The 25892-nt window shown below is 66.6% G+C and carries 29 protein-coding genes, 1 pseudogene and 1 riboswitch; of the genes and pseudogenes, 14 read left to right on the top strand and 16 right to left on the bottom strand.

All coding sequences use genetic code 11. The features are described 5' to 3' along the window. The first annotated feature begins 29 nt into the window (after positions 1 to 29). Both KBZ13_RS05545 and KBZ13_RS05550 read left to right on the top strand, forming a co-directional pair. Positions 30 to 929, top strand: a complete 900-nt coding sequence (locus tag KBZ13_RS05545) for an aspartyl protease family protein (protein ID WP_255007259.1) — start codon at positions 30 to 32, stop codon at positions 927 to 929. Beyond that, the gene (locus tag KBZ13_RS05550; RefSeq protein ID WP_255007261.1) at positions 926 to 3415 is read left to right on the top strand and encodes a type II CAAX prenyl endopeptidase Rce1 family protein; all 2490 of its coding nucleotides are present in this window, start codon (positions 926 to 928) and stop codon (positions 3413 to 3415) included. Before KBZ13_RS05545 ends, KBZ13_RS05550 begins: the two co-directional genes overlap by 4 nt. On the opposite strand, the gene KBZ13_RS05555 is transcribed toward KBZ13_RS05550, so the two are convergent. Together KBZ13_RS05555 and KBZ13_RS05560 are read right to left on the bottom strand one after the other, a co-directional pair. Next, on the bottom strand, positions 3360 to 3794 hold the full coding sequence (locus tag KBZ13_RS05555; protein WP_255007263.1) for a YccF domain-containing protein: 435 nt from the start codon (positions 3792 to 3794) through the stop codon (positions 3360 to 3362). The two genes, KBZ13_RS05550 and KBZ13_RS05555, sit on opposite strands and share 56 nt — an antisense overlap. A 12-nt stretch (positions 3795 to 3806) precedes the next feature. Further along, positions 3807 to 4493 carry a phosphoribosyltransferase gene (locus KBZ13_RS05560; protein WP_255007264.1) on the bottom strand — a complete coding sequence of 229 codons (687 nt, stop codon included), beginning with the start codon at positions 4491 to 4493 and terminating at the stop codon, positions 3807 to 3809. A 77-nt stretch (positions 4494 to 4570) separates the two neighbouring features. On the opposite strand from KBZ13_RS05560, the gene KBZ13_RS05565 reads away from it, so the two are divergent. Further along, entirely contained in the window at positions 4571 to 4864 is a 294-nt protein-coding gene (locus KBZ13_RS05565) for a TFIIB-type zinc ribbon-containing protein (protein ID WP_255007266.1), read from the top strand. On the opposite strand, the gene KBZ13_RS05570 is transcribed toward KBZ13_RS05565, so the two are convergent. After that, complete coding sequence (locus KBZ13_RS05570; RefSeq protein WP_255007268.1) at positions 4823 to 5485, bottom strand: ParB-like protein; 663 nt, start codon at positions 5483 to 5485, stop codon at positions 4823 to 4825. The two genes, KBZ13_RS05565 and KBZ13_RS05570, sit on opposite strands and share 42 nt — an antisense overlap. Before the next feature lie 9 nt (positions 5486 to 5494). Continuing rightward, on the bottom strand, positions 5495 to 6163 hold the full coding sequence (locus tag KBZ13_RS05575) for an NAD(P)H-dependent oxidoreductase (RefSeq protein ID WP_255007270.1): 669 nt from the start codon (positions 6161 to 6163) through the stop codon (positions 5495 to 5497). Positions 6164 to 6330: 167 nt separating this feature from the next. Here KBZ13_RS05575 and KBZ13_RS05580 point away from each other — a divergent pair, with 167 nt between their 5' ends. Next, positions 6331 to 7575: an FAD-binding domain-containing protein gene (locus KBZ13_RS05580; protein WP_255007272.1), complete on the top strand. Its 1245-nt coding sequence runs from the start codon at positions 6331 to 6333 to the stop codon at positions 7573 to 7575. Here the strand turns inward: KBZ13_RS05580 and KBZ13_RS05585 are convergent, their stop codons facing one another. Then, positions 7576 to 9195 (bottom strand): FAD-binding domain-containing protein, encoded by a 1620-nt coding sequence (locus KBZ13_RS05585; RefSeq protein WP_255007273.1) that lies wholly within the window; start codon positions 9193 to 9195, stop codon positions 7576 to 7578. 98 nt (positions 9196 to 9293) lie between these two features. Between KBZ13_RS05585 and KBZ13_RS05590 the strand changes: the two genes are divergently transcribed. After that, positions 9294 to 9743: a DUF393 domain-containing protein gene (locus tag KBZ13_RS05590; RefSeq protein ID WP_255007275.1), complete on the top strand. Its 450-nt coding sequence runs from the start codon at positions 9294 to 9296 to the stop codon at positions 9741 to 9743. 4 nt (positions 9744 to 9747) lie between these two features. Here KBZ13_RS05590 and KBZ13_RS05595 read toward each other — a convergent pair whose 3' ends face one another. Beyond that, the gene (locus KBZ13_RS05595) at positions 9748 to 10188 is read right to left on the bottom strand and encodes a hypothetical protein (RefSeq protein WP_315859602.1); all 441 of its coding nucleotides are present in this window, start codon (positions 10186 to 10188) and stop codon (positions 9748 to 9750) included. A 191-nt stretch (positions 10189 to 10379) separates the two neighbouring features. Here KBZ13_RS05595 and KBZ13_RS05600 point away from each other — a divergent pair, with 191 nt between their 5' ends. Then, positions 10380 to 10877: a TM2 domain-containing protein gene (locus KBZ13_RS05600; protein ID WP_255007276.1), complete on the top strand. Its 498-nt coding sequence runs from the start codon at positions 10380 to 10382 to the stop codon at positions 10875 to 10877. Between the two features lie 53 nt (positions 10878 to 10930). Here the strand turns inward: KBZ13_RS05600 and KBZ13_RS05605 are convergent, their stop codons facing one another. Further along, on the bottom strand, positions 10931 to 11176 hold the full coding sequence (locus KBZ13_RS05605; protein ID WP_255007278.1) for a Nif11-like leader peptide family RiPP precursor: 246 nt from the start codon (positions 11174 to 11176) through the stop codon (positions 10931 to 10933). Between the two features lie 23 nt (positions 11177 to 11199). After that, entirely contained in the window at positions 11200 to 11646 is a 447-nt protein-coding gene (locus KBZ13_RS05610) for a tryptophan-rich sensory protein (protein ID WP_255007281.1), read from the bottom strand. 128 nt (positions 11647 to 11774) lie between these two features. On the opposite strand from KBZ13_RS05610, the gene KBZ13_RS05615 reads away from it, so the two are divergent. Genes KBZ13_RS05615 through KBZ13_RS05625 form a run of 3 tightly spaced genes read left to right on the top strand, consistent with a single transcriptional unit; the run spans position 11775 to position 13742 of the window. Further along, positions 11775 to 12266, top strand: a complete 492-nt coding sequence (locus tag KBZ13_RS05615) for a hypothetical protein (protein ID WP_255007282.1) — start codon at positions 11775 to 11777, stop codon at positions 12264 to 12266. Between the two features lie 25 nt (positions 12267 to 12291). Next, positions 12292 to 13503, top strand: a complete 1212-nt coding sequence (locus KBZ13_RS05620) for an aminotransferase class I/II-fold pyridoxal phosphate-dependent enzyme (protein ID WP_255007284.1) — start codon at positions 12292 to 12294, stop codon at positions 13501 to 13503. 38 nt (positions 13504 to 13541) lie between these two features. Beyond that, entirely contained in the window at positions 13542 to 13742 is a 201-nt protein-coding gene (locus KBZ13_RS05625; protein ID WP_255007286.1) for a hypothetical protein, read from the top strand. Here the strand turns inward: KBZ13_RS05625 and KBZ13_RS05630 are convergent. The 8 genes from KBZ13_RS05630 to speB all read right to left on the bottom strand — a co-directional run bounded on the left by KBZ13_RS05630 (position 13721) and on the right by speB (position 21115). After that, complete coding sequence (locus KBZ13_RS05630) at positions 13721 to 14830, bottom strand: aromatic ring-hydroxylating oxygenase subunit alpha (RefSeq protein ID WP_255007288.1); 1110 nt, start codon at positions 14828 to 14830, stop codon at positions 13721 to 13723. The two genes, KBZ13_RS05625 and KBZ13_RS05630, sit on opposite strands and share 22 nt — an antisense overlap. Further along, positions 14830 to 15597, bottom strand: coding sequence for an ABC transporter ATP-binding protein (locus KBZ13_RS05635; protein WP_255007289.1), 768 nt, complete (start codon positions 15595 to 15597; stop codon positions 14830 to 14832). The genes KBZ13_RS05630 and KBZ13_RS05635 overlap by 1 nt, the downstream gene beginning before the upstream one ends. Positions 15598 to 15612: 15 nt before the next feature. Beyond that, a complete protein-coding gene (locus tag KBZ13_RS05640; protein WP_255007291.1) occupies positions 15613 to 16335 on the bottom strand; it encodes an ABC transporter permease in 723 nt (240 codons plus the stop codon). 74 nt (positions 16336 to 16409) lie between these two features. Then, entirely contained in the window at positions 16410 to 17426 is a 1017-nt protein-coding gene (locus tag KBZ13_RS05645) for an ABC transporter substrate-binding protein (RefSeq protein WP_255007292.1), read from the bottom strand. A gap of 59 nt (positions 17427 to 17485) precedes the next feature. Beyond that, on the bottom strand, positions 17486 to 18832 hold the full coding sequence (gene glnT / locus KBZ13_RS05650; protein ID WP_255007294.1) for a type III glutamate--ammonia ligase: 1347 nt from the start codon (positions 18830 to 18832) through the stop codon (positions 17486 to 17488). After that, the gene (gene hypB / locus KBZ13_RS05655; protein WP_255007296.1) at positions 18829 to 19533 is read right to left on the bottom strand and encodes a hydrogenase nickel incorporation protein HypB; all 705 of its coding nucleotides are present in this window, start codon (positions 19531 to 19533) and stop codon (positions 18829 to 18831) included. The genes glnT and hypB overlap by 4 nt, the downstream gene beginning before the upstream one ends. A gap of 4 nt (positions 19534 to 19537) precedes the next feature. Continuing rightward, complete coding sequence (locus tag KBZ13_RS05660; protein ID WP_255007298.1) at positions 19538 to 19921, bottom strand: hydrogenase maturation nickel metallochaperone HypA; 384 nt, start codon at positions 19919 to 19921, stop codon at positions 19538 to 19540. Between the two features lie 3 nt (positions 19922 to 19924). Next, positions 19925 to 21115: an agmatinase gene (speB, locus tag KBZ13_RS05665; RefSeq protein WP_255007300.1), complete on the bottom strand. Its 1191-nt coding sequence runs from the start codon at positions 21113 to 21115 to the stop codon at positions 19925 to 19927. 28 nt (positions 21116 to 21143) lie between these two features. Then, a riboswitch (guanidine-I (ykkC/yxkD leader) is annotated at positions 21144 to 21265 on the bottom strand. 39 nt (positions 21266 to 21304) lie between these two features. Here speB and KBZ13_RS05670 point away from each other — a divergent pair. The 5 genes and pseudogenes from KBZ13_RS05670 to KBZ13_RS05690 all read left to right on the top strand — a co-directional run. Then, the gene (locus KBZ13_RS05670; protein ID WP_255007302.1) at positions 21305 to 22294 is read left to right on the top strand and encodes a sugar phosphate isomerase/epimerase family protein; all 990 of its coding nucleotides are present in this window, start codon (positions 21305 to 21307) and stop codon (positions 22292 to 22294) included. A 396-nt stretch (positions 22295 to 22690) separates the two neighbouring features. Beyond that, positions 22691 to 23341, top strand: coding sequence for a hypothetical protein (locus KBZ13_RS05675; protein WP_255007303.1), 651 nt, complete (start codon positions 22691 to 22693; stop codon positions 23339 to 23341). Between the two features lie 461 nt (positions 23342 to 23802). After that, entirely contained in the window at positions 23803 to 24360 is a 558-nt protein-coding gene (locus KBZ13_RS05680; RefSeq protein ID WP_255007305.1) for a hypothetical protein, read from the top strand. Positions 24361 to 24850: 490 nt separating this feature from the next. After that, positions 24851 to 25267: an SRPBCC family protein gene (locus KBZ13_RS05685; RefSeq protein ID WP_255007306.1), complete on the top strand. Its 417-nt coding sequence runs from the start codon at positions 24851 to 24853 to the stop codon at positions 25265 to 25267. A 334-nt stretch (positions 25268 to 25601) separates the two neighbouring features. Beyond that, positions 25602 to 25862, top strand: a pseudogene (locus tag KBZ13_RS05690) (META domain-containing protein); the annotation flags it as partial. Between the last annotated feature and the right edge of the window lie 30 nt (positions 25863 to 25892).

Raw genomic sequence — 25892 nt, forward strand, 5'->3', positions numbered from 1 at the left:
ATTTGGTTTCTGGTCTGGATCGGCCACCCATGCTGGCCGTCTGCGCCGCCCTGCTGCAGCTCAAGGGTGAACCCCTGGCCGGCGGCGTCCCCAGCGGTGGCGCCACCGTGCCCCTGGAGCGGGCCGCAGACGGCGACACCCCGGTGCTCAACCTGCGCACGGATCGAGGCAGCCTGCGGCTGTTGCTTGACACGGGGGCCTCCTCGTCGATGGTCACCCCCGCAGCGGCCCGGCGCCTGGGGCTCCGTTCCGAGCCCGTGCCCCCCGCCCACTTCGGCATGGCCGGCGGCGGCAGCGGCTGCGCCCAGCTGCGTCCCCGTCGCCTGCGCCTGGGTGACCTGCGCCTCGGTGGCGGTGCCGATCAGCTCCTGCTGCGCTCGGCGGAAGCCCTGGTGATGCCGGTGGCGGCCCTGCCGCCGGGGGTCGATGGGGTGCTGGGGGCGCCCCTGCTGAAGCGCCTGCCGGTCTGGATTGATCCCGTGGGCCAGCGCCTTCGCCTCGGGGAGGGCGCCGTGGCCCTGGCCGGCCCCACGCCCCCGCGCCGCACCCTGCCCCTGCGCTGGGCCCGGGGGGTGCCCCTGATTGAGCTCAGCAGCCCCCTGGGTCCGGTGGCGGCCCTGGCGGACACCGGCGCCGAGGGCCTGTTCCTCAGCCCCGCCCTGGCCAGGCGCCTGGGGCCGATCGGGCCGGGGGATCCGCTGCGGCTGGTGGGTTTCTGTGGGGAGCAGCAGGTGCGGCGTCAGCGTTTTGCTGGCTTGGGTCTTGGCCTGGGACCGGCCCCTGCCCAGGCCAGCGTTGAGGGGATCGTCACAGCGAATCCGATCTTTGCGGAGCTTCAGGTGGAGGCGATCGCCGGCCAGGAGTTGCTGCGCAGCCATCGCCAGCTCTGGCGCCTCGATCGGGTACCGCCCCAGCTGAGCCTGTGGTGAAGCCGTTCGCAGCCCTTCTGGCGGTGTCCCTGGCGCTGGTGCTGGCGCTCGCGGGCCTGTTCAGCCCAGCCCTGGCGTCGGGGGGCGCTGCCTCGCCCCTGGGCACCCCCACGGCTCCCTCACCGCTCTCCAGTGAGGTCCTGAGCGCGCGCGCCCCGTTCAACCAGAGCGCCCACTACCCCCTGGGCCAGCGCCCCGATCCCGCCCTCTACAGGCCCCATGCCGACTGGCTCGGGCGCTTGATCCTGCCCAGCGAGCGCGAGCTGGTCCAGGCCCCGGCCGCTCTCGGCCAGGACTGGGTCTGGATCGAACTGGAGCAAACCCCCGCGGAGCAGGCGCCGTTGCGGGGCCAGCGCCTGCGGCTGGGCTGGAAGGACGACCCCCGCCTGCGCCAGCTGGTGCGCGCGGTCAGCACCGACATCCGCCTGGATGACGCCGCCCGCGCGGCGATCGTCGATGGCAACGTGGTGCCCACTCGCCTCGATGGGCGCCGGCGGGTGGGGCCGCTGCAGTCCCTGGCCGGGGCCCGCCCCCGCGATGACGTGACCGTGGAACTGCGGGATGTGGCCCTGGTGGCTGCAGCTACGGGCGCCCCGAGCCTTCGCGTCGGCCGGCCGCCGATTCAGACCACCGGCCGCTGGGTGGCGCTGGTGCGGATCCTGGGCCCGACGCCAGCGTCGGCCGGTGGTGTCAGCTCCGATCGCTTCCGGGTGCAGCACTACGACAGCGAGGGGGGGGCGTTCAGCGGTCCGATCACGACCGTGCGCCTCCCCCAGCAGCCCCCCAACCGCTACGGCCGCTGGATGTCCAGTCCCCGCGGTCTTGCGAGCAACCCGATCGGCTATCAGGGCTGGTACCTCTACGGAGCCCCCGATGTCACCGGGCTGTTCACCGTCCAGTCCCTGCGCCCCCGGGCCCTGTTCCAACTCAAGGCCGACCAGCTGCTCCAGGGCCGCTCGACGCTCTGGCGTTACCTGCTGCGCGGCAACTGGGGCCCCGCCAGCCTGCAACGGGGACGCTTCTCGCGGGTGGAGCTCGCCCTGGCGGCTCCGGTTCCCTGGAGCCTGGGGGACCGCGGCCTGGTGATCCATACCTTCGGGGGCATCGGTGGCCGCCAGGCGGAGCCCGTGCCGTTCTTCACCGTCACCGGCCACTTCGCCTTCGGTGAGGCGGAGGTGGTGCGCGACCCGTTCACGGCTGAACTTCAGTTCGCCCTGCGCTACCACCAGATCTATGCCAACAATCCCGATGGGATCGTGGCCGGCACCCAGGACTGGAGCGCCTATGCCGGTGACCTGCGCCGGGGCTGGCTGGGCACTCGCCCGTTCTCCGATCTGGTGGTCAAACTCGACCTGTTCGATGAACCGGCCGGCCCTGAGGGCAGCGCTGACCCCCAGCGGTTGTCATTGCTGCGGGAACTGCAACTGCAGGCTGAAGTGCTGATGGCGCGCTACCGCAGTGGCGACGGCACCGGCTTCAACGGGGTGGGTGCGGCGATCTCCTGCGTGCAGGATTCCAGCCAGGCCCTGGCGATCGCCGTGGAGCGCCTGCGCCAGCGGCTGGCCTCGCTCCCCCGTTCAGGAAGCGGTTCAGGCCCCGGTTCCACCATGGAGTCTGAGCGGCTTGCCTCCCTCGATCGGCTCACCCGCTCCCTCGATGACCTGCTCACGCCCTTCGGCCAGATGCGCGCCGACTGGCGACGCAACGGGACCCTGGTGGATCAGGCGTCCGAAGGGATCGACGAGGGTGCCAGCTTCCGTCGCAACACCGGCCTGCGCGACACCCTGCTGAGCTGGCGCACGGTCCTGCCCCGCCGCGGCCACGACGATCTGGCCCGGGTGTTTCTGGGCCACGGCGCCCAGCTGCACGTGCTGCGCACCAACTTGATCCCCGGCGGCGACGATCGTCTCGCCCCGCTGGCCCCCACCGGAGTGTTGGGTCAACTCCCGCCCCTGGCCTCCCTGCTGCGCCGGATCGCCGATGCCCTGTTCATGCCCACCGGTGGGCGAACCGTGGCGCTGACCCTGGCGATCCTGGTGCCCTATGCCCTGGTGGCCCTCACGCTGGGGCATCGCTCCGGTTTCCTGCGCGAGCAAGTTTTGTGGGGGCCGCCGGGACTGTTGCTGCGCCATGCCCTGGGTTGGTTGCTGATGCCCGCGCTGCTGGAGGAGTTGTTGTTTCGTGTGGCCCTGCTGCCCCACCCGCTGGAGGGGGAAGGCCTCCCCGGCACGATCGCCTGGGGCGCCCTCAGCCTGGGGCTGTTCGTGATCTATCACCCCCTGGCGGAGCGCACCTGGTACCCCGAGGCCAAGGGGGTGTTCCATGACCCGCGCTTCCTGGTGCAGTGCAGCCTGCTGGGCCTGGCCTGCCTCGTGGCCTACAACCTCAGCGGCTCCCTGTGGCCGCCGCTGGTCATCCACTGGCTGGCGGTCACGGTCTGGTTAGGGCCCCTGCAGGGCCACCGGCGCCTACGGGCACCACGGTGACGCCGATCGGGGCCAGGGCGATCACCGCCAGCTTCAGATGCTGCCAGCCGAAGGGGATGCCGATGATCGTCACGAAACAGGCCAGGGCCGAGCTGAGGTGACCGATCGCCAGCCACATCCCCGCCACCAGGAACCAGATCACGTTGCCGATGAACCCCAGCGGGCCCGTGCCCAGATCGCGCCGGCCGGTCAGCTCCAGGCGGCTGACGGCCTCCTTGCCGAAGGGAAAAAACGAGAAGTTCCCGATCACGAAGCAGGCCCGGGCCCAGGGGAGCCCAACGATCGTGAGCGCCGCCACCAACCCGGCTAGCCACCAGCCCAGGCCCATCACCAGCCCTCCGAGCACGAACCAGATCAGGTTGAGCAACCAGCGGATCATGGGTGTGGCGCCTCAGGGTGTCTGAAGTCTGCCTGCGCTCGCCAGCAGGTCTCGCACGTCGCGGTCGCTGAGCTGCTCGAACTCCCTGAAGTGCTCCCCCACCGAGCGCAGTTCCCGTACGACGGCCAGGGCCACGATCTCGTCGACGAGGGGCTCCAGCAGCGGCAGCACCGCCGCATCGATCACCGGCACCGCCAGGATCAGCCGCTCCGGCCCCAGCCCGGCCAGGGATTGCAGCGCCGCCCGCGCGCTCATCCCCGTCGCCACCCCATCGTCGACGACGATCAGGCAACGGTTGTGCAGGGACGCTGCCGCAGGATCCCCGAACACCCGCTGGCGCCGCATCAGCTCCCTCTGTTGCTCCGCCACCAGCGTTCGCTCCTGCTGGGGGGAGAGGTCCAGCTGCGCCCGGGCGCCCGCGTCCCAGAGCACCACCCCACCGGGGGCCACCGCGCCGATGGCGACCTCGGGGTTGAGGGGATGGCCGATCTTGCGCACCGCCCAGGTCTCCAGGGGTAAGGCCAGCGACCGGGCCAGCTCCGCCGCCACCGCCACGCCCCCCCTGGGCAGGGCGAGCACCACGGCGGTGGGGTGCTGGTGCCACTGCCCCAGCTGCGCCGCCAGGGCCCGGCCCGCCTCGGCCCGATCGTGCCAGTGGGCTGGAGGTTGTCTCCAGGGTCGTTCCATGGAGGAGTCCATGGCCGTGGCGCTCCGGGCGACACCGTCACCCCAGCATGGCAAGCGCTCAGACTGGCGGAGTTCAAGCAGACGGTCGCGTGTCTTGCCCCAAGTGCGGTAGTTGGTCGGTTCGGCGGGATCGCAGCCTGGCCGGTCGCATGGTCTGCGGCCGCTGCGGCACCCCGCTGGGGGAGTCCGCCGCCAGGGCGGCGCAACGGGGCCGGGGTCAGGGTCGGCTCCAGCGTCTGGGGCTGCGGCTTCCCCAACGGGTGCCCCTCTGGGGCTGGCTTCTGGCCCTGGTGGGCCTGTCGGCGGTCCTGGCGGCGCTGCCGTCCCGCTCGCCGCTGCCCTCAGACCCCAGCCCCCTTCCATCCGGCCAGCTGGGCCGCTGAGACGGAACGCGCCAGGGCCCGAGCCGCCGGCAGGGCCGGTTCGAGGCGCTCGGAGCTGAAGGGGGGCAGGCGCCGGCTGCGCAGCCAGGCCCCCCAGCGGAACTCATGGAACGGAATCAGTGGGGCCGGGGCGATCACCCCCTCGCGCTTGAGCTTCCAGACCAGGCTGCGGTAAGGGTCATCCTCCAGCGCCTCCAGCCGGCTCGGCAGCACGGCCGGCGCCAGGGGCCCGCGACCGCGGCCATCGAACAGGTAGAGCCAGCCGCGCTGGTGCAGGGCCTCAAGCACCTCGGCGCGGCTGCTCTGCTGGAGCTGCAGCACCACGTAGCCAAAGGTGCTGGCGGCCGGATCGAGCTCGATCAGGGCCCGGAGGCGATGGTGGCGGTCCACCATCCACAGCTCACCGTTGCCGCTGCGCACCAGGGGCACGGGTTTTTCCCTGAGGTAACCCCGGCGTTGATCGCGGTTTTCAGCTCGGAAGTCCTCACGCCGGCTGGTGACCTCCGCCAGACCCACACAGAGCTGGGTGGGTTGGAGATCCGCCAGCGCTACCTCCACCAGGGCGTCGGTGCGGGGCGGCGGGGGCGGCAGGGGGTCGTAGGGCGGGAGGCGCAGGGCCATCAAGGGGCGTCAGCCGAGGTGCTGAATCAGCTCATTAGCTGAATAGCGCACTTTCGCCAGGGTGGCGTACTTGTCGTCACCGCTGCGATAACCCGCGACCGCCACCACGGCGGAGTGATAAGGCGTGCCCTCCAGCCCCAGGATCCGGTCGTACTCGGCTGGCGAGAAACCTTCGATCGGCGTCGTGTCGACCCCCAGCAGGGCGGCGCAGGTGAGGAAGTTGCCCAGGGCGATGTACACCTGGTTGATCGCCCAGTGGTTGATCACGGCGCTGCGCGGGCCATTGATCAGGTCTTTGAGGATCAGGTCGCGGTAGAAACCAAGCGATTCGACCGGCACGCCCCGGGCGGCGCTGGTGGCGCTGATCAGCCGCTCCACGTCGGCCGCTTCGATCGTGCGCTGGGCCAGGAACACCACCAGGTGCGAGGCGTCGGTGATCTGGGATTGGTTCCAGGAATGGGGACGCAGTTCAGCGCGCAGCTCAGGGTTGGTGATCACCAGGAACTTCCAGGGCTGCAGGCCGTAGGAGGAGGGGGTGAGCACCAGGGCCTGCTCCAGGGCGGCCCAGGTTTCGGCGTCGATGCGGCGGCTGGGATCGAAGACCTTGGTGGCGTAGCGGTGGCGCAACACCTCCAGCAAGCTGCCGCTGCTGAGGCTCGGGGCGGTGGTGAGGGTCATGGCGCAGGCGGGCGGAAAAGCGATGGGCGGAACCTAAGCGGAGCGGTTCCGATTTCGCTGCATCCCTGCCTCCCCCTGGCGCGCGCAGCGGCGGCACCCAGACGCCAAAGGCCGCGCCCACGGACCGCTCTGCGCCCATGCCAGGGTCGGGGCCGCGGGGTGGTGGGATGAATCGCTTCACGGTGGTGCTCGATCTGGGGGGGCAGTGGCGCCTGGATGACCAGAGCGCCCTGCACCGGGCCGTGCTCCGCGCCCAAGCCGCCCCCGGCGGACGGCTGGTGGTGCTGCAGAGCGGGGACGCCGATGGGCGCCTGCGGGGCCCGCACCAGCGGCGTCTGCTGGAGCAGGCGCTCGCGGCTCTGGCCGAGCGGTTGGCCGCTGTCGGGATCCCCCTGCTGTGTCCCGTTGGTGCCGACCTGGAGCAGACCCTGGGCGTGATCGCCCGCCACGGACCGCTCGTGGCGGTGGAGCGCTGCGGCAGCAACCAGCTCTTCGACGACTGGCCCTATGGCCGGGAGATCTTCCCCCGGGTGTTTTCCGATTTCCGGCGGGGTCTGGCGATCGAGCCGGAGGCGGCCCTGCCGGCGCCCGATCTGGGCGGCCTGGGGGACCCTGACCTGCTGCGGCACGAAGCCTGGCCGGAAGGTTGGCTTCCCGGTCAGCACCGTGATCCGCGCAGGAGCCAGGAGGCTGGCGTCGATCCGCGCAGCGCCTTCCCGTTTCGAGGTGATGAGACCAGCGCCCTGGCGCGGCTGGAGCACTACGTCCACCGCAGCGAGGGGTTGCGCCAGTACCGCGACACGCGTGATGCGGTCCTCGGCACCGAGGGCTCCTCGAAGTTCTCCCCCTGGCTGGCGATCGGGGCCCTTTCGGTGCGACGGATCTGGGCCGAGGTGCGCTCCTATGAGGCGCGCCAGGGCAGCGATCGGGGTTCGGAGTGGATGCTTCAGGAACTGCTCTGGCGTGAGTTTTTCCTCTGGACGGAGCGGCGCGACCCTGAGCGCTTCGCCAGCCTGGGCGGCACCCAGGGCCGTGCCTTTAGCTACGACGACGACCGGGAGCGCTTCGCCCGCTGGACCCGCGCCGACACGGGATCGCCCCTGATCGATGCCGCCCTGACCGAGCTCAAGGCAACGGGCTGGCTCTCCAACCGGGTGCGCCAATGGGTGGCCTCCGATTTCGTCCACCGCCTGCGCCTGCCCTGGCTCTGGGGGGCCCGTTGGTTCGCCTGGCAACTGATCGACAGCTGCCCCAGCTCGAACATCGGCAACTGGTCCTACCTGGCTGGGGTGGGCGCCGATCCACGGAGTTTCGGCGCCGGGCCGCGACGCTTTGATCTCGAACGTCAGCTCCAGCGCTACGACCCCGAGGGGAGCTACCTGCGCCACTGGTCGTCTGCTCGGGGGTCGTAATTAAGACGCAGCGTTGCCTGGATCCTCGCCTGGCATCTCTGGGGCACCGCCCAGATCGAGGCTGAGCTGGCCTGGATGCGGCTGCCCCTTGGTCTTCTGGCGAGGCCGCCCGGAGCCAGCTCGCCCGGCCTCACGGCGGCGGCGGCCCCCGCGCCGGGAGCCGTGGCGTTCATGGATGGCGCCGGCGATGGCGCGGAACGCCGTTCCCTGGCGCAGGCCCCAGACCCGCTCCCGCGCCTGCCGGGCCGCCTCGATCGGATCCACGATCGGCAGGGGGTAATCCACCCCCAGCCGGCAGCCGGCCCGCTCCTGGGTGGCCGCGTCCATGGTCCAGGGTTCGTGGAGATGCACGGCGGGCACGGCGGAGAGCTCCGGCAGCCAGCGGCGGATGAACTGGCCCTCAGGATCGTGGTCGCGGCCCTGTTTGATCGGGTTGTAGATGCGCACGGTGTTGATGCCCGTGGTGCCCGCCTGCATCTGGCACTGGTTCCAGTGGATGCCGGGTTCGTAGTCGACGAACAGCCGCGCCAGCACCGCACCGCTGTCGCGCCAGTCGATCCAGAGGTGGTAGCTGGCCACCGCCATCAGCATCGCCCGCATGCGGAAGTTGATCCAGCCCCCGGCGATCAGGGCACGCATGCAGGCATCCACGAAGGGCAGGCCGGTGCGGCCTTCGGCCCAGGCCGCCAGCCGGGCCGGATCGGTGCGGCGCAGGCCGGCATAGACGGGGTGGGCCTCGCTGGCTTCCAGATCCGGCTGGCTTTCGAGCTTCTGGATGAAGTGGCAGTGCCAGTGCAGGCGTTCCTCGAAGGCCCGCAGCGCCCGCCGCCAGGAGCTGACCTCGGCGCCCGTGGCCGTCCCCAGCGCCCGTCGCCTGGAGCGGCAGGCCTGCACCACCTCCCGCAGGGAGAGGGTGCCGAACGCCAGGTGAGGCGAGAGGCGCGAACAGGCCTCGAAGGCGGTCAGCGGGCTGGAGAGCTGGCGGTGGTAGGCCCCGCCGCGCTCGCTCAAAAAGCTGTTCAGCGTCAGCAGGCCCTCGCGGCGGCCGCCCCGCTGGCGATCCGGGCAGGGATCGCACGCCAGCCCCAGGTCGTCGGCGCCGGGCAGGGGGCCGGGCTCCAGCCCAGAGCCTTCCGGCACCAGCGTCACAGGTGGTTGGAGCAGCGGCTGGGCCATGCGCTCCTCCCAGCGCCGGGCCCAGCCATTGCGCTCCCGCAGCCCCCGCACCACGCCGCCAGAGGGCCACTGGCGCCAGGGCAGGCCGCGTGAACGCGCCCAGGCGGCCACCTGGCGGTCACGCCCATAGCTCCAGCCGTTGCCGGTCTCCTGGTGACTCCACAGGCCCGCCACCAGTCCCTGGCGCTGCAACGCCTCCAGCACGTCCAGCACCTCGCCGACCCGCACCACCAGGGGCAAGCCAAGGCCCGCCAACTGCTCGCGCAGATCCAGGAGACTCTCGGCGCAGAAGGCCCATTGGCGGCCGGAGGCATCCGGCTGGGACCAGAGGCCGGGCTCAGCCACATACAGCGGCAAGACCGGGCCGTTGCGCGCCGCCTCCCTCAGCGGTGCGTGGTCGTGGATCCGCAGATCCCGCTTGAACCAGACCACCTGGGCTGCCATGGCCGGCAAGCTAGTGATGACCGAGGACCCGGCGCGACGCAACGCTCGAGCCGCGCCCCTGGCCAGGATGGAGGGATCAGCTTCCCCCTGCCCTGGCCATGGTCCGCTCACGTTCCCCAGGGTTGGAGTCCCTGGCGGCCCCTGGAGCCCAGGACTCCCCGGCGCCGCAGTTGGTGTTCGATGGGGGTTGTCCCTTCTGCCGTCACTTCGCCCTGCTCAGCGAGCTGCGCGGTGGTCTGCCCGGCCTGGTGATCCGCGATGGTCGCAGCGACCAGGCGCTGCGCCGGGAGCTGCGCCAGCGCGGCTTCGACCTCAGCCGTGGGGCGGTGCTGATCGATGGGGAGCGGCTGCTCCACGGGGCGGAGGCGATCCAGTGGCTCTGCGCTCGGATGAGGCCCAGTGCGCCGCTGCTGCGGCTGCTGGGGCCCTTGCTGGCGGACCCTGAACGGGCCGAAGCGCTCTATCCCCTGCTGCTGCTCGCCCGCCGCTGGGCCCTGGCCGCCAGGGGGCTGCCGGTGGATCCCGATCAGCCGGCCCGGCAAGCCTGAGCGCTCAGGCCCCGCTGTCCTGGCGCTGACAGGCGAAGCTGCTGATCACCCCCCGGCTCTGCAGGAAGCGCGGGTGCTCGGGGTCCTCCACGCTCCACCACCACTGGCCGTCGCTGTAGCTGGGGGCGCCGGCGTTGTTGGTGCGGGGCAATTGCAGCACCTGTTCCCGCCAGCGCAGCAGCACCACCGCACCGGGCACGGTGCCCGCGGCGGTGTTGGGCAGATTCAAGGCATCGACCGCACCGTTCTCCACCTGGGCCTGCAGGGGGTCGCCGTCACAGAGGTAACGCTCAGGGGCAAGGGCGAAGGCTGGGGTGGCGAAGGCCAGCTCGAGCAGCAGCGCAAGCAGGGCGGCGAGCAGCACAACGAACCAGCTGTGGTGCGGCGATCCTCCGAAGCGGGTGAGGGTGCTGGGGCCGGAACCCGTTGCGGCGGAGCTGCTCAAATCAATTCGTCGAGATCAGAGCAGGCATCGCTGGCATGGCTGTGCCCCACGACCTGATCATTTACATGATGTTACAAACAGCGGGCGCCCCCGGGTGGATCTCGCCTGCACGGATTCCCTTCCCATCCGATCCGCCCCAGCGCGCTGCGGGGTTGCGAGGATCAGCGTTGGCCCGATGGCCCCGAAACCCCTTGGCTCTTCGCTACCGCCTGCGCCGGATCCTGTCGGGCCGTTTCGGGGCCACGGACAGGCGCGCTCCCCTGGTGCTGCAGCTTCAGGAGCGGCGCAGCCTCACGGCCACCTACCTGCTCTGGGCCCTGGCCTTCGTGGGCCTCTGTGGGATCCAGCGCTTCTACACCCGCCGCCCGTTCAGCGGTGCCCTGCTGCTGCTCACCTTCGGCGGCTGCGGTCTCGGCCAGCTGGTGGATCTGTTTCTGGTGCCCAGGCTGGTGCGCAGCGCCAACCGCATCGAGGGGCCGACGGCCTTGCCCCTGGACCGCCAATTGCTGGAGCTGGCCCGGCTTCGGGGCGAGGCGGGCTTCACCCTCAACGACGCCCTGCTGGACCTGGAGCACCAGGAGCCGGTGCCGATCGAGCCGGTGCGCCAGGAAATCGAGCGCTTGCTGTTCGCCCATCTGCTCGATGTGGGCAATGACGAGCGCGGCCGGATCATTTACCGGGAGCCTTGAGCGCCAAGGGCGGCCCCAGCCGTGACCCGGCCGGGGTGGTTCCGGGCCCCGGCTCAGGAAGGAATGAACGAGCGCAGCTTGCGGGCATCGACGCCGGCGCGCTGCTGCAGCTCCTCGTCACTCAGCTGAGATTCCTCCCGCTCCAGGGCGGCCAGTACGTCGGCTTCACTGAGGGCGTAACCCTCGGATGCGGCCAGCTCCAGGAGAGCCTCCAGCTCCAGGGGGCCCTTCAGCTGGCTCTCCAGCACCGGAGTGCGGCGGGCGTGCTCCAGAAAGGCGTCGAGATCGGTGAGGCTCAAGGGGGTGAAGAGATGAGGTGGGTTCAGTCTTGACGGGATCGGCGAATGGCGGGGTTCAACTTGCTGATCTGAAGCAGGCCAATGATGGCCACCGGTCCCCAGAGCAGGTAAGGAACCAGGAGTCCTGCGGCGGCGGCCGACACCGGTGCCACGGCGCTCAGCAAGATCAACGCCCAGAGCCAGGCCACGGCCCCCAGAACCACCCCATTGCGCGGTGAACGGGTTGTGCAGACCAGCCAATTGACGCCTTGGGCCAGCACCACCAGGGCCAGGTAGCTGAAGAAGAGAGTCCAGGACCCGCGCGATTCCAGCGCAAGTCGGGCGGAAAAGTAGAAGCAGATGTAGAGCCCAAGCCAGATCCAGGTGACTTTGCTCTCGAAGTTGAACCAGCGGGGCCGATGCAGCTCCAGGTAGCGCTCATAGGCCTGGGAGCTGGGCTGGATCACCAGGTAAATGGTCCCCAGCGCCACGAGAAGGACGATCCAGGCGGGCATGGTGAAGACACTCGATCTCCGCTTGTCTATCAGCTGTTGGCAGCCGTTGGAGCATCGTGGGTGGCCAAGTTGGTCATTCAGTCGGTCGCTGCGGTGCGCACTCCATGACCCCTCCCCCTCCCCAGCGATCCGATCAAGGGCGCGCCATCACCTGGATCCAATGGATCGGGGCAGGGCTGACGGCGACCTTGGCGGTGCTGTTCGTGGTGGCGATCCAGCGGCTGCAGGAGCAGAACCAGAGCCTGCGGCAGCTGGAGCAACGCCTCCAGGTCCTTGAGAACGCCCGCGCCCTGGAGCGCACCAACGCCCTCGAGCAGCAACTGCGCGCCACGGTGGAGCGGGTGCATGGGCTGGAGGACGACCAGGGCAGGGTGGCGGATCTGGCCCGAGCGCAGCAGCAGCTGGCCGATCAGGTGCAACGGCTGCAGAGCCTGCCCCCTGGAGGCAGCTTCGATGGGCTGGGGCTTGGCGGTGAGATCCCACCGGGCCTGCGCACCCCCAGCGCCAGGTCGCCGGCCGGCCGGCCCCCCTCCCCCCGTCCGGTGCCGCCCCGCCCGGGGCCTGAGCCCACCGCGCCGGGACCCGACCAGCTGTGAGCCTCCGAGTCGCCCTTCTTCAGCCATGAGCGTCTCTCCGGCCCGGCGGATGGCTGCGGTGCAGAGCCCCGTGATTCCTGTGCTGGGGGCGCTGATCCGAGCCACCCCCGGCACGTTGTCGCTGGGGCAGGGGATGGTGAGCTGGGGCCCGCCCCCCCAGGTGCGCCAGGCGGTGGCGGCGGCGCTGGCGGGCTCCGGCCCTGATGAGGCCTCCAGGGAGCTCCCCGATCCAGCTCTTGATGGCTACGGGCCCGTGGCGGGCGACGCAGCTTTGCTGGGTCGGCTCGGCCGCCAGCTGCGGGAGGAGGACGGCTTTGATCTGGAGGCGAGCGAACTGCTGGTGACCGCCGGCAGCAACATGGCCTTCAACGCCCTGATGCAGGTGCTGCTGGACCCGGGCGACGAAGTGTTGCTGCCCGTGCCCTGGTACTTCAACCATGAGATGGCGGTGCGCCTGGCGGGGGGCGTGCCGGTGTCTGTGAGCGTCCCGGGCGCTGAGCTGGATCCCGAGCGGCTGGCGGCGCAGATCAGCCCGCGCACCCGGGCGATCGTCACCGTTTCCCCCAACAACCCCAGCGGCGCGGTGGTGCCGCGGCCGGTGCTGGAGGCGATCAACCATCTCTGCGCCAGCCGCGGCCTGGTGCACCTGCACGATGAGGCCTACCACCTGTTCACCTATGGGGGCGCCGTCCACTGGAGTCCCGGCCGTGCCCCCGGCAGCGGCGAGCACACGGTCACCCTGCGCTCGTTCTCGAAGGCCTATGGCATGGCCGGTTGGCGCCTGGGCCATGCGCTGGTGCCCCGGCCGCTGCTGGCGGATCTGGCCAAGATCCAAGACACCGTGCTGATCAGCCCGCCCCGGCTCACCCAGGTGGCCGCCCTGGCGGCGCTGGAGGCGGGCTCCGCCTGGTGCCGGCCACGCATCGAGGCGTTGGAGGAGCGGCGGCAGCGGGTGCTGGCGGCCCTCGACGTGCCCGGTGCTCCTTGGCGCCTGCTGGTGCGGCCCGAGGGTGCCTTCTATGCCCTGCTGGAGCTCGACACTCCCCTGACAGCGGACGTGGTGATGGAGCGGCTGGTGCGCGAGCACCGGGTGGCGCTGGTGAGTGGCAGCAGCTTCGGGCTCACGGGCTGTGCCCTGCGGCTCAGCTACGGGGTGCTGGAGGGGGCGGAGCTGGAGGAGGCCCTGGAGCGGCTGGTGGGCGGTCTTCACCACCTGGCGGGCGTGTCTTCGAATTAAGACCCCTGGACAGGATTGTTATGGTTGATACGGAAATTGTGAGCTCTGCTCCCTCCACCATGGCCAACGCCCCCACCAATTCACCTGCCCGCCAGGCCGCCCTGATTGATTCCCTGCGCCTGCGCTACAGCGCCGCCGTGGCTTCCGGTAATGCCGACGCCAAGCTCGCCCTGTTCAAGGAAGCCGCCTATCTCGACATCAAGGCCGAGCTGCTCGATCAGCCCGCCGTCGCGGCCTGAACCAGGTCCGAGCGCCCCAGTTGGTCGCGGTAGTGGGCTTGGTGGTGCAGGATGCGTCCCTCAAGCCCATGGGCCGGACCGGGTCTGAACCCCGGGCTCCCATAGGCCCGCTGGGCTGATTCCACCAAGGCACGGTCTTCTTCCAGGAAGGCCGCCATTTCATTGAGCTGCGCTTCGGCCCCGGCTGATCCCTCTGGCTGCCCGGCCAGGGTCAACTCCATCCGGCAGCGATCGAGTGCTTCGTGGTGAAAGCCGATCAGGGCCGTGGTGCCATCGGGCCAGAGCAGCACATGGTTCCAGGGGGGCACCGAAAAGGTGAGGAACTCCCCTGGCGCCTCGCCCGCGCCCGGCACCGGTGTGGCCAGCAGGTTGCACCAGCGGCCGAACACGTGCCGGTAGGCGCTCACGGGCCCCTGAAGTCGGTGCAGCGTGGTGGGATGGGCGATGGCGACGTGGTAGTCGTCGAGGGTGTTGTCGTGGGCGATCTTCCAGTTGCAGGCCAGGCTGCGCTGGCGCCGGCCCCAGAGGGGCAGCGCAGCTGCGGAAGCTGGCTCACCGACGCTCCAGCCGCCAACCTCCAGTAGCAGATCCAGCTGGTCGGCCAGGGATGGGCCTGGCTCACCGGCCTCTGGGCCGTGGGCAGGCAGGCGCACCCACAGAAAGGGTCCGCCGCGCTCGATCGCCACACTCACCAGGTCCCAGTCACGGCGCCTGAACGGCGCGCAGAACTCACCTTCCCGGGCCGCCGCCAGCAGGCGGCCATCGGGGGCGTAGGTCCAGCCGTGGTAGGGGCAGATCAGCTTGCGGCAGGCAGCGATCGAGGCCCCTGGCGCCAGCAGGGCCACGCCCCGGTGCGGGCACTGGTTCAGGAACGCCTTCGGCCCCATCCCAGTCGGGTGGGTGAGAACAAGCTCAACCCCCAGCAGCTCCCGGCTGAGCGCCGCCCCCGGCGGCAACTCCGACACCAGGGCGATCGGATGCCAGAAGCGGCGCGCGTAGACGAGCTGCTCCCACTCGGCGACTTCGGTGCAGTGGTAGAGCGCGGCGGGCAGAAAGGCTTGCCCATCGAACGTCGAGGCAACAGCCATCAGCCCATGGTGCTGTCAAGAACCCGCAGGTAGTTGGCCAGTTCTTCCCGCAGTTCCAGAAACGGCGCCGAGAGACGCAGGAAGGAGAGATCCCGGCGATCCAGCTTCCCTTCCACCGTGCGCACGATCCGTCCGGGCCGCGGCGCCATGATGTGCACGCGCTGGGCGAGCAGCAACGCCTCCTCCACGTCGTGGGTGATTAGCAGCGCCGTCAGGCCGGTGCGTTCCCAGAGTTGGTAGAGGAACTCCTGCATCGTCTCGCGGATCTGAAGATCCAGGGCGCCGAACGGCTCATCCAGCAGCAGCACCTTCGGGTCGGCGGCCAGGGCGCGGGCGATCGCCACCCGCTGTTGCATGCCGCCGGAGAGCTCCCGGGGCAGGCGCCGACCGGCATCGGAAAGCCCCACCACCTCCAGGAAGTAGGCGGTGCGCTCGTTCACCTCCCGCTTGGGGCGGCCCTGGAGTTGCATGCCGAAGGCCACGTTTTCGGCGGCGCTCAGCCAGGGGTACAGGCTGTACTTCTGGAACACCATGCCCCGGTCGGAACCCGGGCCCTTCACCGGCTGGCCGTCCACGGTGATCGTGCCGCAGCTTGGAAGCTCCAGGCCGGCCACCAGGCGCATCACCGTGGATTTGCCTAAACCTGAACTGCCCACCAGGGCGACGAACTCGCCCGAGTCGAGCTCCAGGTTGATGTCCTCGAGCACATGTTTGGCCTTGGTGCCGCTGCCGAAGGTCTTGCTGACGCCGGATACCGAGAGGTGCATGGGGAGGGGTCGGTGTCAGTTGGCCCAGGGGCAAGTCCGGCGCATCAGCAGCCGGAAGCTCAGATCAATCGCCAGACCGATCAGGCCGATCACGATCAGGCCCAGGAAGATCTCATCGGTTTTTAGGAAGCGCTGGGCGAGGGAGATGCGTTTGCCGAGGCCCTCGTTCGCGGCCACCAGCTCGGCCACGATCACCAGGTTCCAGGCCGAGGCCATGTTGATGCGGTAGGTGTCGATCACTTGGGGGGCGATGAACGGCGCCACCACCTTCGTGACGATCTGAAAGCCGTGGCCCCCAAGCGTGAGCGCCGTTTCGCGGAGTTCGGAGGGCACGAACTTGACCGAATCCATGATCATCAAGGTGTTGAAGAACACCGTGCCGATGAAGATCAGCAGCACCTTGAGTTCTTCGCCCAGGCCGAAATAAATAATCAGCAGCGGGATGAAGGCGGGTGCCGGCATATAGCGGATCAGGCCCATCAGCGGCTCCAGCAGCTGGCAGATCACCCGACTGCAGCCCATGGCGATGCCGATCGGCAGCGACACCGCCGCCGAGAGGGCGAAACCCGCCCCCACCCGGCCCACGCTGGCCAGCAGATCCTTGATCAGGATGCCGCGGGCGTACTGCTCACTGCCTGCCCTCCAGACACCCTCGGGGCTGGGCAGAAAGAGTTTGTCGACAAGGCCGCTGGCGGCGACAAGTTGCCAGGCCAGCAGCACGGCGAGGATGCCGATCACCCCCAGCGACCAGGGGTGGCCCAGCCATTGCCTGACCCTCCCGGTATCGTCTCGGCTTCTGGTTGCCGTGGCACTCACTTGGCGGCGTCCACGAAGGTGGAATTCAGCAACTTGCTCAGGTCAGGCTTGGTTTTGGCCAGGCCTGTTTCCACCAGGAAGGCACTGAGTTCTTCGGCGGCGAACGGCAGGGAGGTCATGGTGGTGCCGGGCTTGAAGTTGGTGCGGTTCTCCTCAAGGGTCTGGATCGTGGTGCCGGCGTCGTAGGCCTTGAATTCGGCCTCGCTCACACCGGAGCGTTCCACAAGGATCGGCAGGGTGCCGGCGGGGTCGTCCTTGATGGTCTTGAGGGTGGCGAACCAGGCATTGACGATTTTCTGGATCTTCTCGGGGTTCTTGGCGACGAACTCCGTGCGACAGACCAAGAGGTCGCTGATGGCGCCGGGGTGGTCCTTGGAGGTGCTGAGTGCCTTGCTGCCGGGGCGCTTGAGCGCCTGGGTGGTGAAGGGGGCGTAGACACCGGCCGCATCGATCTTGCCGGCGGCGAAGGCGGCGGCGGCGGCGCCGGTCTCCAAGGGAACGAAGCTGATGTCTTTGGCGGAAAGGCCACCGTCCTTGAGAACCTTCAGGAGCAGGAAGTGATCGACGGTGCCTTCTTCAGCGGCCACCTTCTTGCCCTTGAGGCCGGCCACGGTGGTGATCTCCTTGGCGGCGATGATCTGGTCGTTGCCGGTGGAGAAGTCGTTCTGGAGCACGACCTGCAGATCGGCGCCGCCAGCGATCGAACTGATCGTGTCGTTCAGCGTTTGGCTGTTGCAGTCAAGCTGGCCGGCGTTGAGGGCGTTGATCGAATCGAGGTAGCCATCGAACCATTGCATGGCAACGGGAACGCCCTGGGCCTCGAAGAGTTTCTTGTCTTCGGTGACCTTCCAGGGGAACCAACCGGGCCAGGCGCTGTAGCCGATCTTCACGGGTGTGCTCTGGGTGACGGGTTTCTGGCAACCCACCAACAGGCCGGCGGAGAGGGCCGTGACCAGCGCTGAGGCGACCAGGCGTGTGCGGGAGGAGCTGCGGGCGAACGAGGAGCGCTTCATCGTGCAACGAGGGGAATGGTTGTGGACGGGAGATCAAAGCGGGGCTGCGATCGCAGGCCTTAAAAAAACTCGAGATAGCGCTTGCGTTCCCATTCGGAAACGGCGCCGTGGTACGACTCCCATTCCTCACGTTTGTAAGTCACAAACGACTCGAACATGGCATCACCGAACACGCTTCTCGAGAGTGGATCGGCTGCAAACGCCTCAATCGCCTCGCCGAGGGTGCGCGGCAGCAGGTTGATGCCGCGCTCAGCGAGCTGCTCGGGGCTCAAGGTGTAGGCGTTCACCAGGTTGGCGGGGCCTGGATCCAGCCCTTCGCGAATGCCCTCGAGGCCCGCCGCCAGGATTATCGCTCCCCCCAGGTAGGGGTTGGCGGCGCTGTCGGCGGCGCGGCATTCCACCCGCCCTCCGGGGGAGGGGATGCGCAGCATGTTGGTGCGGTTGTTGTTGCCGTAGCAGATGAACACCGGCGCCCAGGTGAAGCCGCTCATTGAGCCCTGGGCCACCAGCCGCTTGTAGCTGTTGACCGTGGGGGCGATCACGGCACAGATCGCCGGGGCATGGCGCAGCACACCGGCGATGAACTGCCTGGCCAGGCCGCTGACGCTGGCTGGGGCGCCCGAGGGGCAGACGAACAGGTTCTCGCCGCTGCTCAGGTCGGCCAGGGACATGTTGTAGTGGGCGCCGCTGCCGGTGCGGTCGCTGAACGGCTTGGGCATGAACGAGGCCACCAACCCATGGGGGCGCACGATCTCCTTGGCCATCAGCCGGAAGAAGGTGAGCCGGTCGGCCATGGTGAGCACGTCGGCGTAGTTGAAGTCGATCTCGAACTGGCCGGGGCCATCCTCGTGATCGAAGGAGTAGACACCCCAGCCAAGGTCGTTCATGGCGCTCACCAGCTCATCGAGCCAGCCGAGGTTGTCGAGCAGACCGACCACGTCGTAGGCGGGCTTGTCGAGCACATCGCGCTCGCTGTAGGGAGCGATCTGGCCATCGGGGCCCTGGCGCAGCACGAAGAACTCGGTTTCGATCCCGAGGTTGAAGCGGTAACCCATGGCGGCGGCCTGGGCGCGGACGCGGTTGAGGATGTTGCGACTGCAGGCCTCGAACGGGACGCCGCCTAGATGCAGGTCGCTGGCCAGCCAGGCCACATCTTTTTTCCAGGGCAGCACCGTGAGGCTGGCGGGGTCGGGCACGGCGGCCACCTCGTCATCGCTGACCTCCTGGGGCACGCCATCGAGGGCGGCGCCGGTGAACAGCTCAGAGCCGCCCAGCATCTGGCCCAGGTGGTCCAACGGCACGGCCTTGGCCTTGCTGACGCCGTGCAGATCCACGAAGGAGGCGAGGGCGTAGCGCACGCCCTTGGCCGAGAGCTCGGCCTTGAGATCGGAGCTGGAATGACTCATCGGGACACCAGGGCGGGGAAGGGCAAAACGTGAGCGGCCACCTGCTCCAGCAGCCACTGGTGCCAGGCGCCGAGGCCTTCGCCGCTACTGGCCGAGAGCAGGAACACGCGGGCCCGCGGGTTCACCTGATGCACGTGCTCCACAAACCGCTCCACCTGAACCGGCAGGTAAGGGAGCAGGTCGATCTTGGTGATCAGCACGCAGTCCGCCTCGCGGAACATCACCGGGTACTTGAGCGGCTTGTCGTCGCCCTCGGTGACGCTGAGCAGCGCCACCTTGAGGTGCTCGCCCACCTCAAACTCGGCCGGACAAACGAGGTTGCCGACGTTCTCCACCCAGAGCAGATCCAACGCGGCTGGATCGAGGCGCTGCTGCAGCAGCTTGAGGCCGCCGCTCACCATCGAGGCATCCAGGTGGCAGGCGCGGCCGGTGGTGATCGGCACCACGGGCACGCCCACCGCCTCCAACCGCTGGGCATCCAGCTGGGTGGTCATGTCGCCTTCGAGCACGGCCATCTCCAGGCGCGGGGTCAGGGCGGTGATCGTGCGCTCCAGCAGCGAGGTCTTGCCCGCTCCGGGGCTGCTCATCACATTGATGCAGAGCAGCCGCCAGGCATCGAAGTGCTCGCGGTTGTGCTCGGCCCGGTGCTGGTTGGCGGCCAGCAGGTTGATGCCGAGCGTGTCTTCCAATGGCATGTGCATGGGATCAGGGCGAGAGAACAGGGAGGGCTTGATTGCTGAAGACGTAGTCAATGGAGCGGATGCGCAATTCACGCCCAGAGACGATCTCCTCCATCGGGTGATCGCAGCAGGGGGAGCGATAGGCGTTCTCTTGCTCGGGGGTGTAGAGCGACTCGCAGCGCACACAACGGGCGCGCAAGGGCACGGTTTCGATGCGCAGCTCGCTGCCAGCCAGCCAGCTCCCCTGCACCGCCGCCCCAAAGGTGAACACCAAGGCATCGGGTTCGACGCAGGTGAAGGTGCCCACCTCCAGGTGCACCACGCTCACTTCAGGCTCGTTGGGCTGGTGCTGGGCTTTCCACTCATTGAGGGAGAGCAGCAGGCACTTGGTCATGTCGACTTCGTGCATGGCTCATCTCCACTTCTGATCGACCTGCATGTTGCAGGTCTCATGCAGCCATGCGGGCTTCTCCTTGCGCGGCAGCTGGCCGCTCACCACCAGATGGGCCATCACATCGCAGATCACGCGGGTGGCCATCAGCGAGGTAATGTCGCTGACGTCGTAGGGAGGCGACACCTCCACCACCTCAATGCCGCAGACGGGCACGTTGCGCACGATCAGCTCCAGCAGCTTGAGCGCCTCGCGCGGCAGCAGGCCGCCGGGCTCGGGCCAGCCGGTGCCGGGTACGAAGCCGGCGTCGATGCAGTCGATGTCGAAGGAGATCCAGACGCAGTCGGTGCCATCGGTGGCGCGATCGATCGCGAACTGGGCGGCCGCCTCGAGGCCCATGTCGCAGATGTCGGTGACGGTTAGCACATTGGTGCCCCGCTCCCGGCAGACCTTCACCCCCTCCCGGGGCACCTGCCAGCCGCCGATGCCCAGCTGCACCAGATTTTTGGCCGGGGCGTTGGCCATGTTGGTGGCATGGAACCAGGGGCAGGTGTGCATGCGCTCGTCGAGGTCGATCTCCTGGGTGTCGACGTGGCGATCGAAGTGGATGATCCCCACCTTTTTGTCGCCCAGGTGACGGCAGACCCCGCGCACGGTGGGGAAGCCGATCGAGTGGTCGCCGCCGAGGATGATCGGGAAGGCGCCACTGGCGAAGACGTGGGCGACGCCCTTGGAGATCTGATCGAACGACTTCTCGTTGTTGGCGGGGATCGTGAAGATGTCGCCGACATCGCAGAGCTTGATCGACTCACGCAGGTCGACCCCCATCTCGTAGTTGTAGGGGGTGTAGAGGGCGGAGATGCGGCGGATGCCCTGGGGCCCGAAGCGTGTGCCAGGCCGGTAGGTGGTGCCGCAGTCGTGGGGCACCCCGACGATCGCCACGTCGAACTCGCCGACCCGGTGGACATCTTCGATGTAGGGCGCCTTCATGAAGGTGTTGATGCCCGCGTAGTGGGGCAGCTCACCGCGCGAAAAGGTGGAGATGCGCCGATCGACGATGCTTTCGGCCGCCTCCAGCCCGTAGCGCAGGCCCTGATCCACCTCCTGTTGCCAGCCCGTGAGCGGCAGGCGGGCTTCCTTTTCGAGCGCTTCGGCGCCCTGGCTCAGACGGGGGCGCTCAAAGGCCCCTTCGGGACCTGAAATCTCTGTCATGACCGGGTTCACGGATGGGGGCGAGGCGGTCTCCCGGGCTTTTATCCCTCCGTGCCACCGGGCGAACCCGGCGTGTTTCTCTCGGACCAGACGAGGCGAAAGGGCGGCCAAGGCAACCAATTCGCAACCGGAACCCTAGAAACTTCATCCGCTGCGCCATGCTCCCCCTTGCCGCTGGGCGGAGTTGTGATGACCGTTACCGAGTCGGGCCAAGGGGGCCAGAGCGATGCAGGCGGACGGGGTCTCCAGGAACTGGTGGGTAGCACCGATGCAGCCGCTTTCCTCGCTGATGTCCCGCTTGAGGCCGCCCTGGACGGCGCCCCAGAACCGGAGTGTCCCGCATTTCCGCCGCTGCTGCTGCAGAGCCTCTGGGGCTTTGGGGGTTCGCTGGCCGAGGCGATCGAGCGCTCCCGCAACGATGGCTTCGATGGGCTGGAGCTGAACCTGCGCCACAGCGCCCTGGAGGGCCTCAAGGCCCAGGCGGTGCGATCGGCCCTGGAGAAGGCGGAGCGAGCGCTGATCCTGGAGCTGGTGACGGGCGGCGACTACGTGCCCGATCTGGGCCGCACGGCCGATCAGCACTTAGAGGAGCTCGATGGCCTGCTGGCCGAGGCGCTGGTCTTGCAGCCTTTGAAGGTGAATGTGATCACCGGCAGCGACAGCTGGGGCTGGGTGGAGCAGCAGCGCTTCTGGGGCCGAGCCCTGGGGCTGGTGGAGCGATACGGGCTGAGCGTGAGCTTCGAGACCCACCGCTCCCGCTGCCTGGCGAGCCCCTGGGGCATCGCCCGCACCCTGGAGGCGTTCCCGGCCCTGCGGCTCACGGCCGATCTGAGCCACTGGTGCGTGCTGGCTGAGCGGCTGATGACGCCGGAACTGGCACCGGTCCAGGCCATGGCCGGCCGCGTTGATCACATCCATGCGCGGGTGGGCTGGGCCCAGGGGCCCCAGGTGTCTCACCCGTTTGCGCCCGAGCACCACGAAGCCCTGGAGGCCCACGGCGCGTGCTGGGCGTTGTTCGCCGAACGCCACCGCGGCCAGGGCCGCGGGGCGCTGACGGTGACACCCGAGTTCGGCCCCGAGGGCTACCTGCCGACCTTGCCGTTCACCAATCAGCCGGTGGCGGATCTCGGCGAGATCAACAGGGCGATGGCGGGGTGGGTGCGGGAGCGGTTGGGGTGAGGGGGTGGGGTTGGGTTGTGCGTTCTTTGTCGGGTCTTTCGGTTGAGGATTGTCGGGGCAAAAACGTTCCTGCGATCCGATCTTCCGAATGAACGCATCGAAGCTCTCGACACGATGGAGCAGGTACGAGTTCATTCTCTGTTCGGCGAGCCCAAGCCAACGAAGTGATTGGATCGTTGCGCACAGTTGAAGAATTGCAGACCCGCTAACCAGCTGATCGCCAAGAGCGAATGGCAGGGGGAGTTCTACAGCGCCCTGGAGGCTAGGCTTTGCTACGAGCTCAGCTTGGCTGACTTGTGCCGACAGAATCGTGAGCTTCGTGGGTGGTTGGAGGGTCTGACCAATGCCGAGCTGGACGTTTTGTTAGCTTGAATACAAGATCGAGGATTAAAGATGATGATCAGATTACGTGCTTTTGCTTCATTTACGTTTGCGGCACTCATCTTGATGTCTTTGGCCCCACTCGCGGTGATGGCACAAAAGCAGAATGTGCCGCGGCCTGACTACTTCCCATTGCGCGTTGGAGATTGGTGGAAGTACCGCTCGACGAACGGCGAGGGTAAGCAGTCTGAGTTCGCCATCAAGGTGCTCAGCGAGGAAAAGCAGGTTGACGGCAGAAATTTTTATCTCGTGGAAACACTCACCACATTTCAGCCGATTCATGACTGGTACTCCAAGCCTAGTGGGCAGGTCCTCATGCATCGCATCGCCTACCCAAGCAACGAAGCCCTGAAGGCTGATTATCTTCCCGTCAAGCTGTATTTGCAGAATCCGCTCACTGTCGGCTCCACTTGGCAGTGGTCTGGGAAGGGAATGATGGGAGTTGATATTGAAGAATCCAGCCGCGTGACCGGCCCTGAGTTGGTAGTAGTTCCATCAGGTAAGTTTCAGGCGATGAAGGTTGAGACCAGAGTCATTCAGGGAGGGATGCCGGTGACCAAGACCTACTGGTTCGCCAGCTGGGTCGGGATGGTCAAATCAATGACGGATGCGGGTCCTATCAAGTCAACTGCGGTACTTCTTGACTACAGTTTTAAGAAAAGATAGAAAGCCTGCAATCTGACCTTTGATCCCTGGATTGTAAGCCAGGTGCTAGTCACTCATCCCTGGCATTATTCCTGTGCTTTGTTGGTACTCATCGACTGCAATGGGGACTGGACATTGGCTCCGTCCAAGATCTTTTGGGACCCAGTGAGATTAAGGAGCTGACGCTTATTTAAAGCCGATTAATGAGGCCTTTGGGTGGTTCAGAGCCCATGGGATTCGCTTTGAGCAAGCAGGTGGATGGGCTGTCAGTGTTAGGCAGATGGCAACTGCTAGGGCTCTTAGCGGAGCGGCAACAGCGCAGGGGAAACCAGACCATCGTGTTCAGATGCTGAGGAGAGATGGGCTGCAAACGTTGAAGATGGTGGCAGGATGGGTGGAATGTCGAAATACTTGTTGTATTGACTGGTGAACTGGATTACATATTGAACTGAGGTCTGCTACAAGTCACTTGCTGTCTGCTGGTGCAGCTTCCCTTGCAAGCTTGCCTCAAAGCGGCTATTGTCTGGGTCACATGTTTCTCTCCCATATCCTCAATGTTTGGAAAACTTCAATCCATTGCTGGCAAGGCCGGCAATTTAGCCGCTCAACTTCAAGAGAAGACAGTCAATGAATACATGCCATTAATTGCGAAGCTTCTTAGAGAGAAGGCAGGCCCTGCAGTACTCGATATCTTGAATGATCCCAGTAAGATTACGGAATTATCTCGAACAGTCTACCAAGCTATGCCTATGCCGGTGAGGATGGCAATCAAGGAAGATGCGTTCAACTCAGCGGTACTTACTCATAAGGACAGGCTGATACCACTTATCCGATCTCAGATAGAAGTTGAGAATACTGACCAAGCTGAAGATATTGCCGTTGCCAGTCTGGAGCATGAGGGAGGAGAGATGGTAGTCACAGGGGCTGAAGTTGCTGAGTTGACTGTGGTAGAGCTTGATGCTGAAGAAGTTCAAATTCATCAAGCCATCAGCATGGGAGACACCGACGAGACGAGCAACATAACATTGCCTTCCACCTGAGCCGCGACCGTAGGCTCAATATGGCTATGAACCAGTTTTGAGCTCAGCTATTTGTGGCCAGGTGATGGCAGCCTTTAACTGCACAGGAGGCCTTTGTGAAATTCCACGATGTGTTCGTCAACCGAGATGATCGATTCGCAATTGGAGTTGAAGAGGACTCCGGCAAGCATTACTTATCAATTCCAGTAGTGAACAGTTTGGTGGACTACGAAGAATACTACGAGATAAGCGAAGATGACTTTTCGAGTTTTAAGAGCGATGTGAAGTTGGCAATCCCTTTCGTGAAGGAATGCCGGGAGAGAAAAATGGACGATTTACTATTTCTAAAACCTGGCCGAGAAAGAGGATGGCCGGTTTAGTTTCAGAGCCAATCGCGGCATGATGTCGGGTAACAGGTGAGCTGAAGCCAATCATTCGCTGCAGGCACGATGGCCCTGACGGGCCGCGGCCTCACTCAAACGTTAGATGCACGTTAAAACAAAGGAGAATCATGCAAATCACAATTGAAGTCAACGTTTCTGCTCCCATTGAAGAAGTGTGGAGTGCGTGGACCTCACCTGCTGACATTCAGCAGTGGAACGCGGCTTCTGAAGAGTGGCATTGCCCAAGTGCAGAGATTGACCTAAACCCAGGTGGAAAGTTCTCTTATCGCATGGAGGCCAAGGACGGCAGCATGGGCATTGATCTCGAAGGCACCTTCACGAAGATAGTACTCAACGAACTCATCGAATTCGCATTGGAAGACCAGCGGCTAGTAGCAGTGGAGTTTGCTGAGAGTGATGAGTCGGTGACTGTTCGTGAGAGCTTCGATGCCGAATCGACAAATTCGGGTGAGCTGCAACGGCAGGGTTGGCAAGCGATCTTGGTCAGATTCGCTCGCCACGTCGAGGCTAAGAATGTCAGCTGAGGTTATCTCACGGCATCTAACAGCCAGATTCACAAGTCTGGAGTTGTTGATGTCGTCAACCATCAACAGCACTTGCCCTCTTCTGATCTTGTGTGTCAAAGACACACCCTCTTCTGTTGGCTTGATACGTCAGCTACTGCAATGAACACCGAAAGTACAAACCCAGGAATCAGCCGTTTCTATCAACACCCAGCGATTCTCGCCCTGATCACCACCACGCTTACCGCACTCACCGGCACTGCAGCAATCGCCAGCCCCCTCCAGGGAACAGCCTGGAAGCTGACAAGCTGGTCGGTGAGTTCCATCGACCCCGCCAGCGTCACCATCACAGCAGACCTTCGCGGATGGACGAATGTCAGGCCACAGTGGCGTCAACAGTTACTCCGGCCCGTACAGGCTTGGTACGCGTCATTCCTTTACGGCGGGGCCCTTTGTGGCGACCCAGATGGGAGGTCCTCAACCGGCCATGCGTGCCGAGTCCATCTACCTGACCTTGCTCCTCCAGGCCACGTCCTACAAGTCGTCGGGATCGTCGTTCACACTGTTGGATGGCGGCGGCCATGCATCACTGCGCTTCACCAGCAGCGCCAAGTAGGGGCCTGATGTGTTGATGCCAAGGCGGTGG

The sequence above is a fragment of the Cyanobium sp. ATX 6F1 genome, from assembly GCF_024346315.1.
Classification (GTDB): Bacteria; Cyanobacteriota; Cyanobacteriia; order PCC-6307; family Cyanobiaceae; genus ATX-6F1.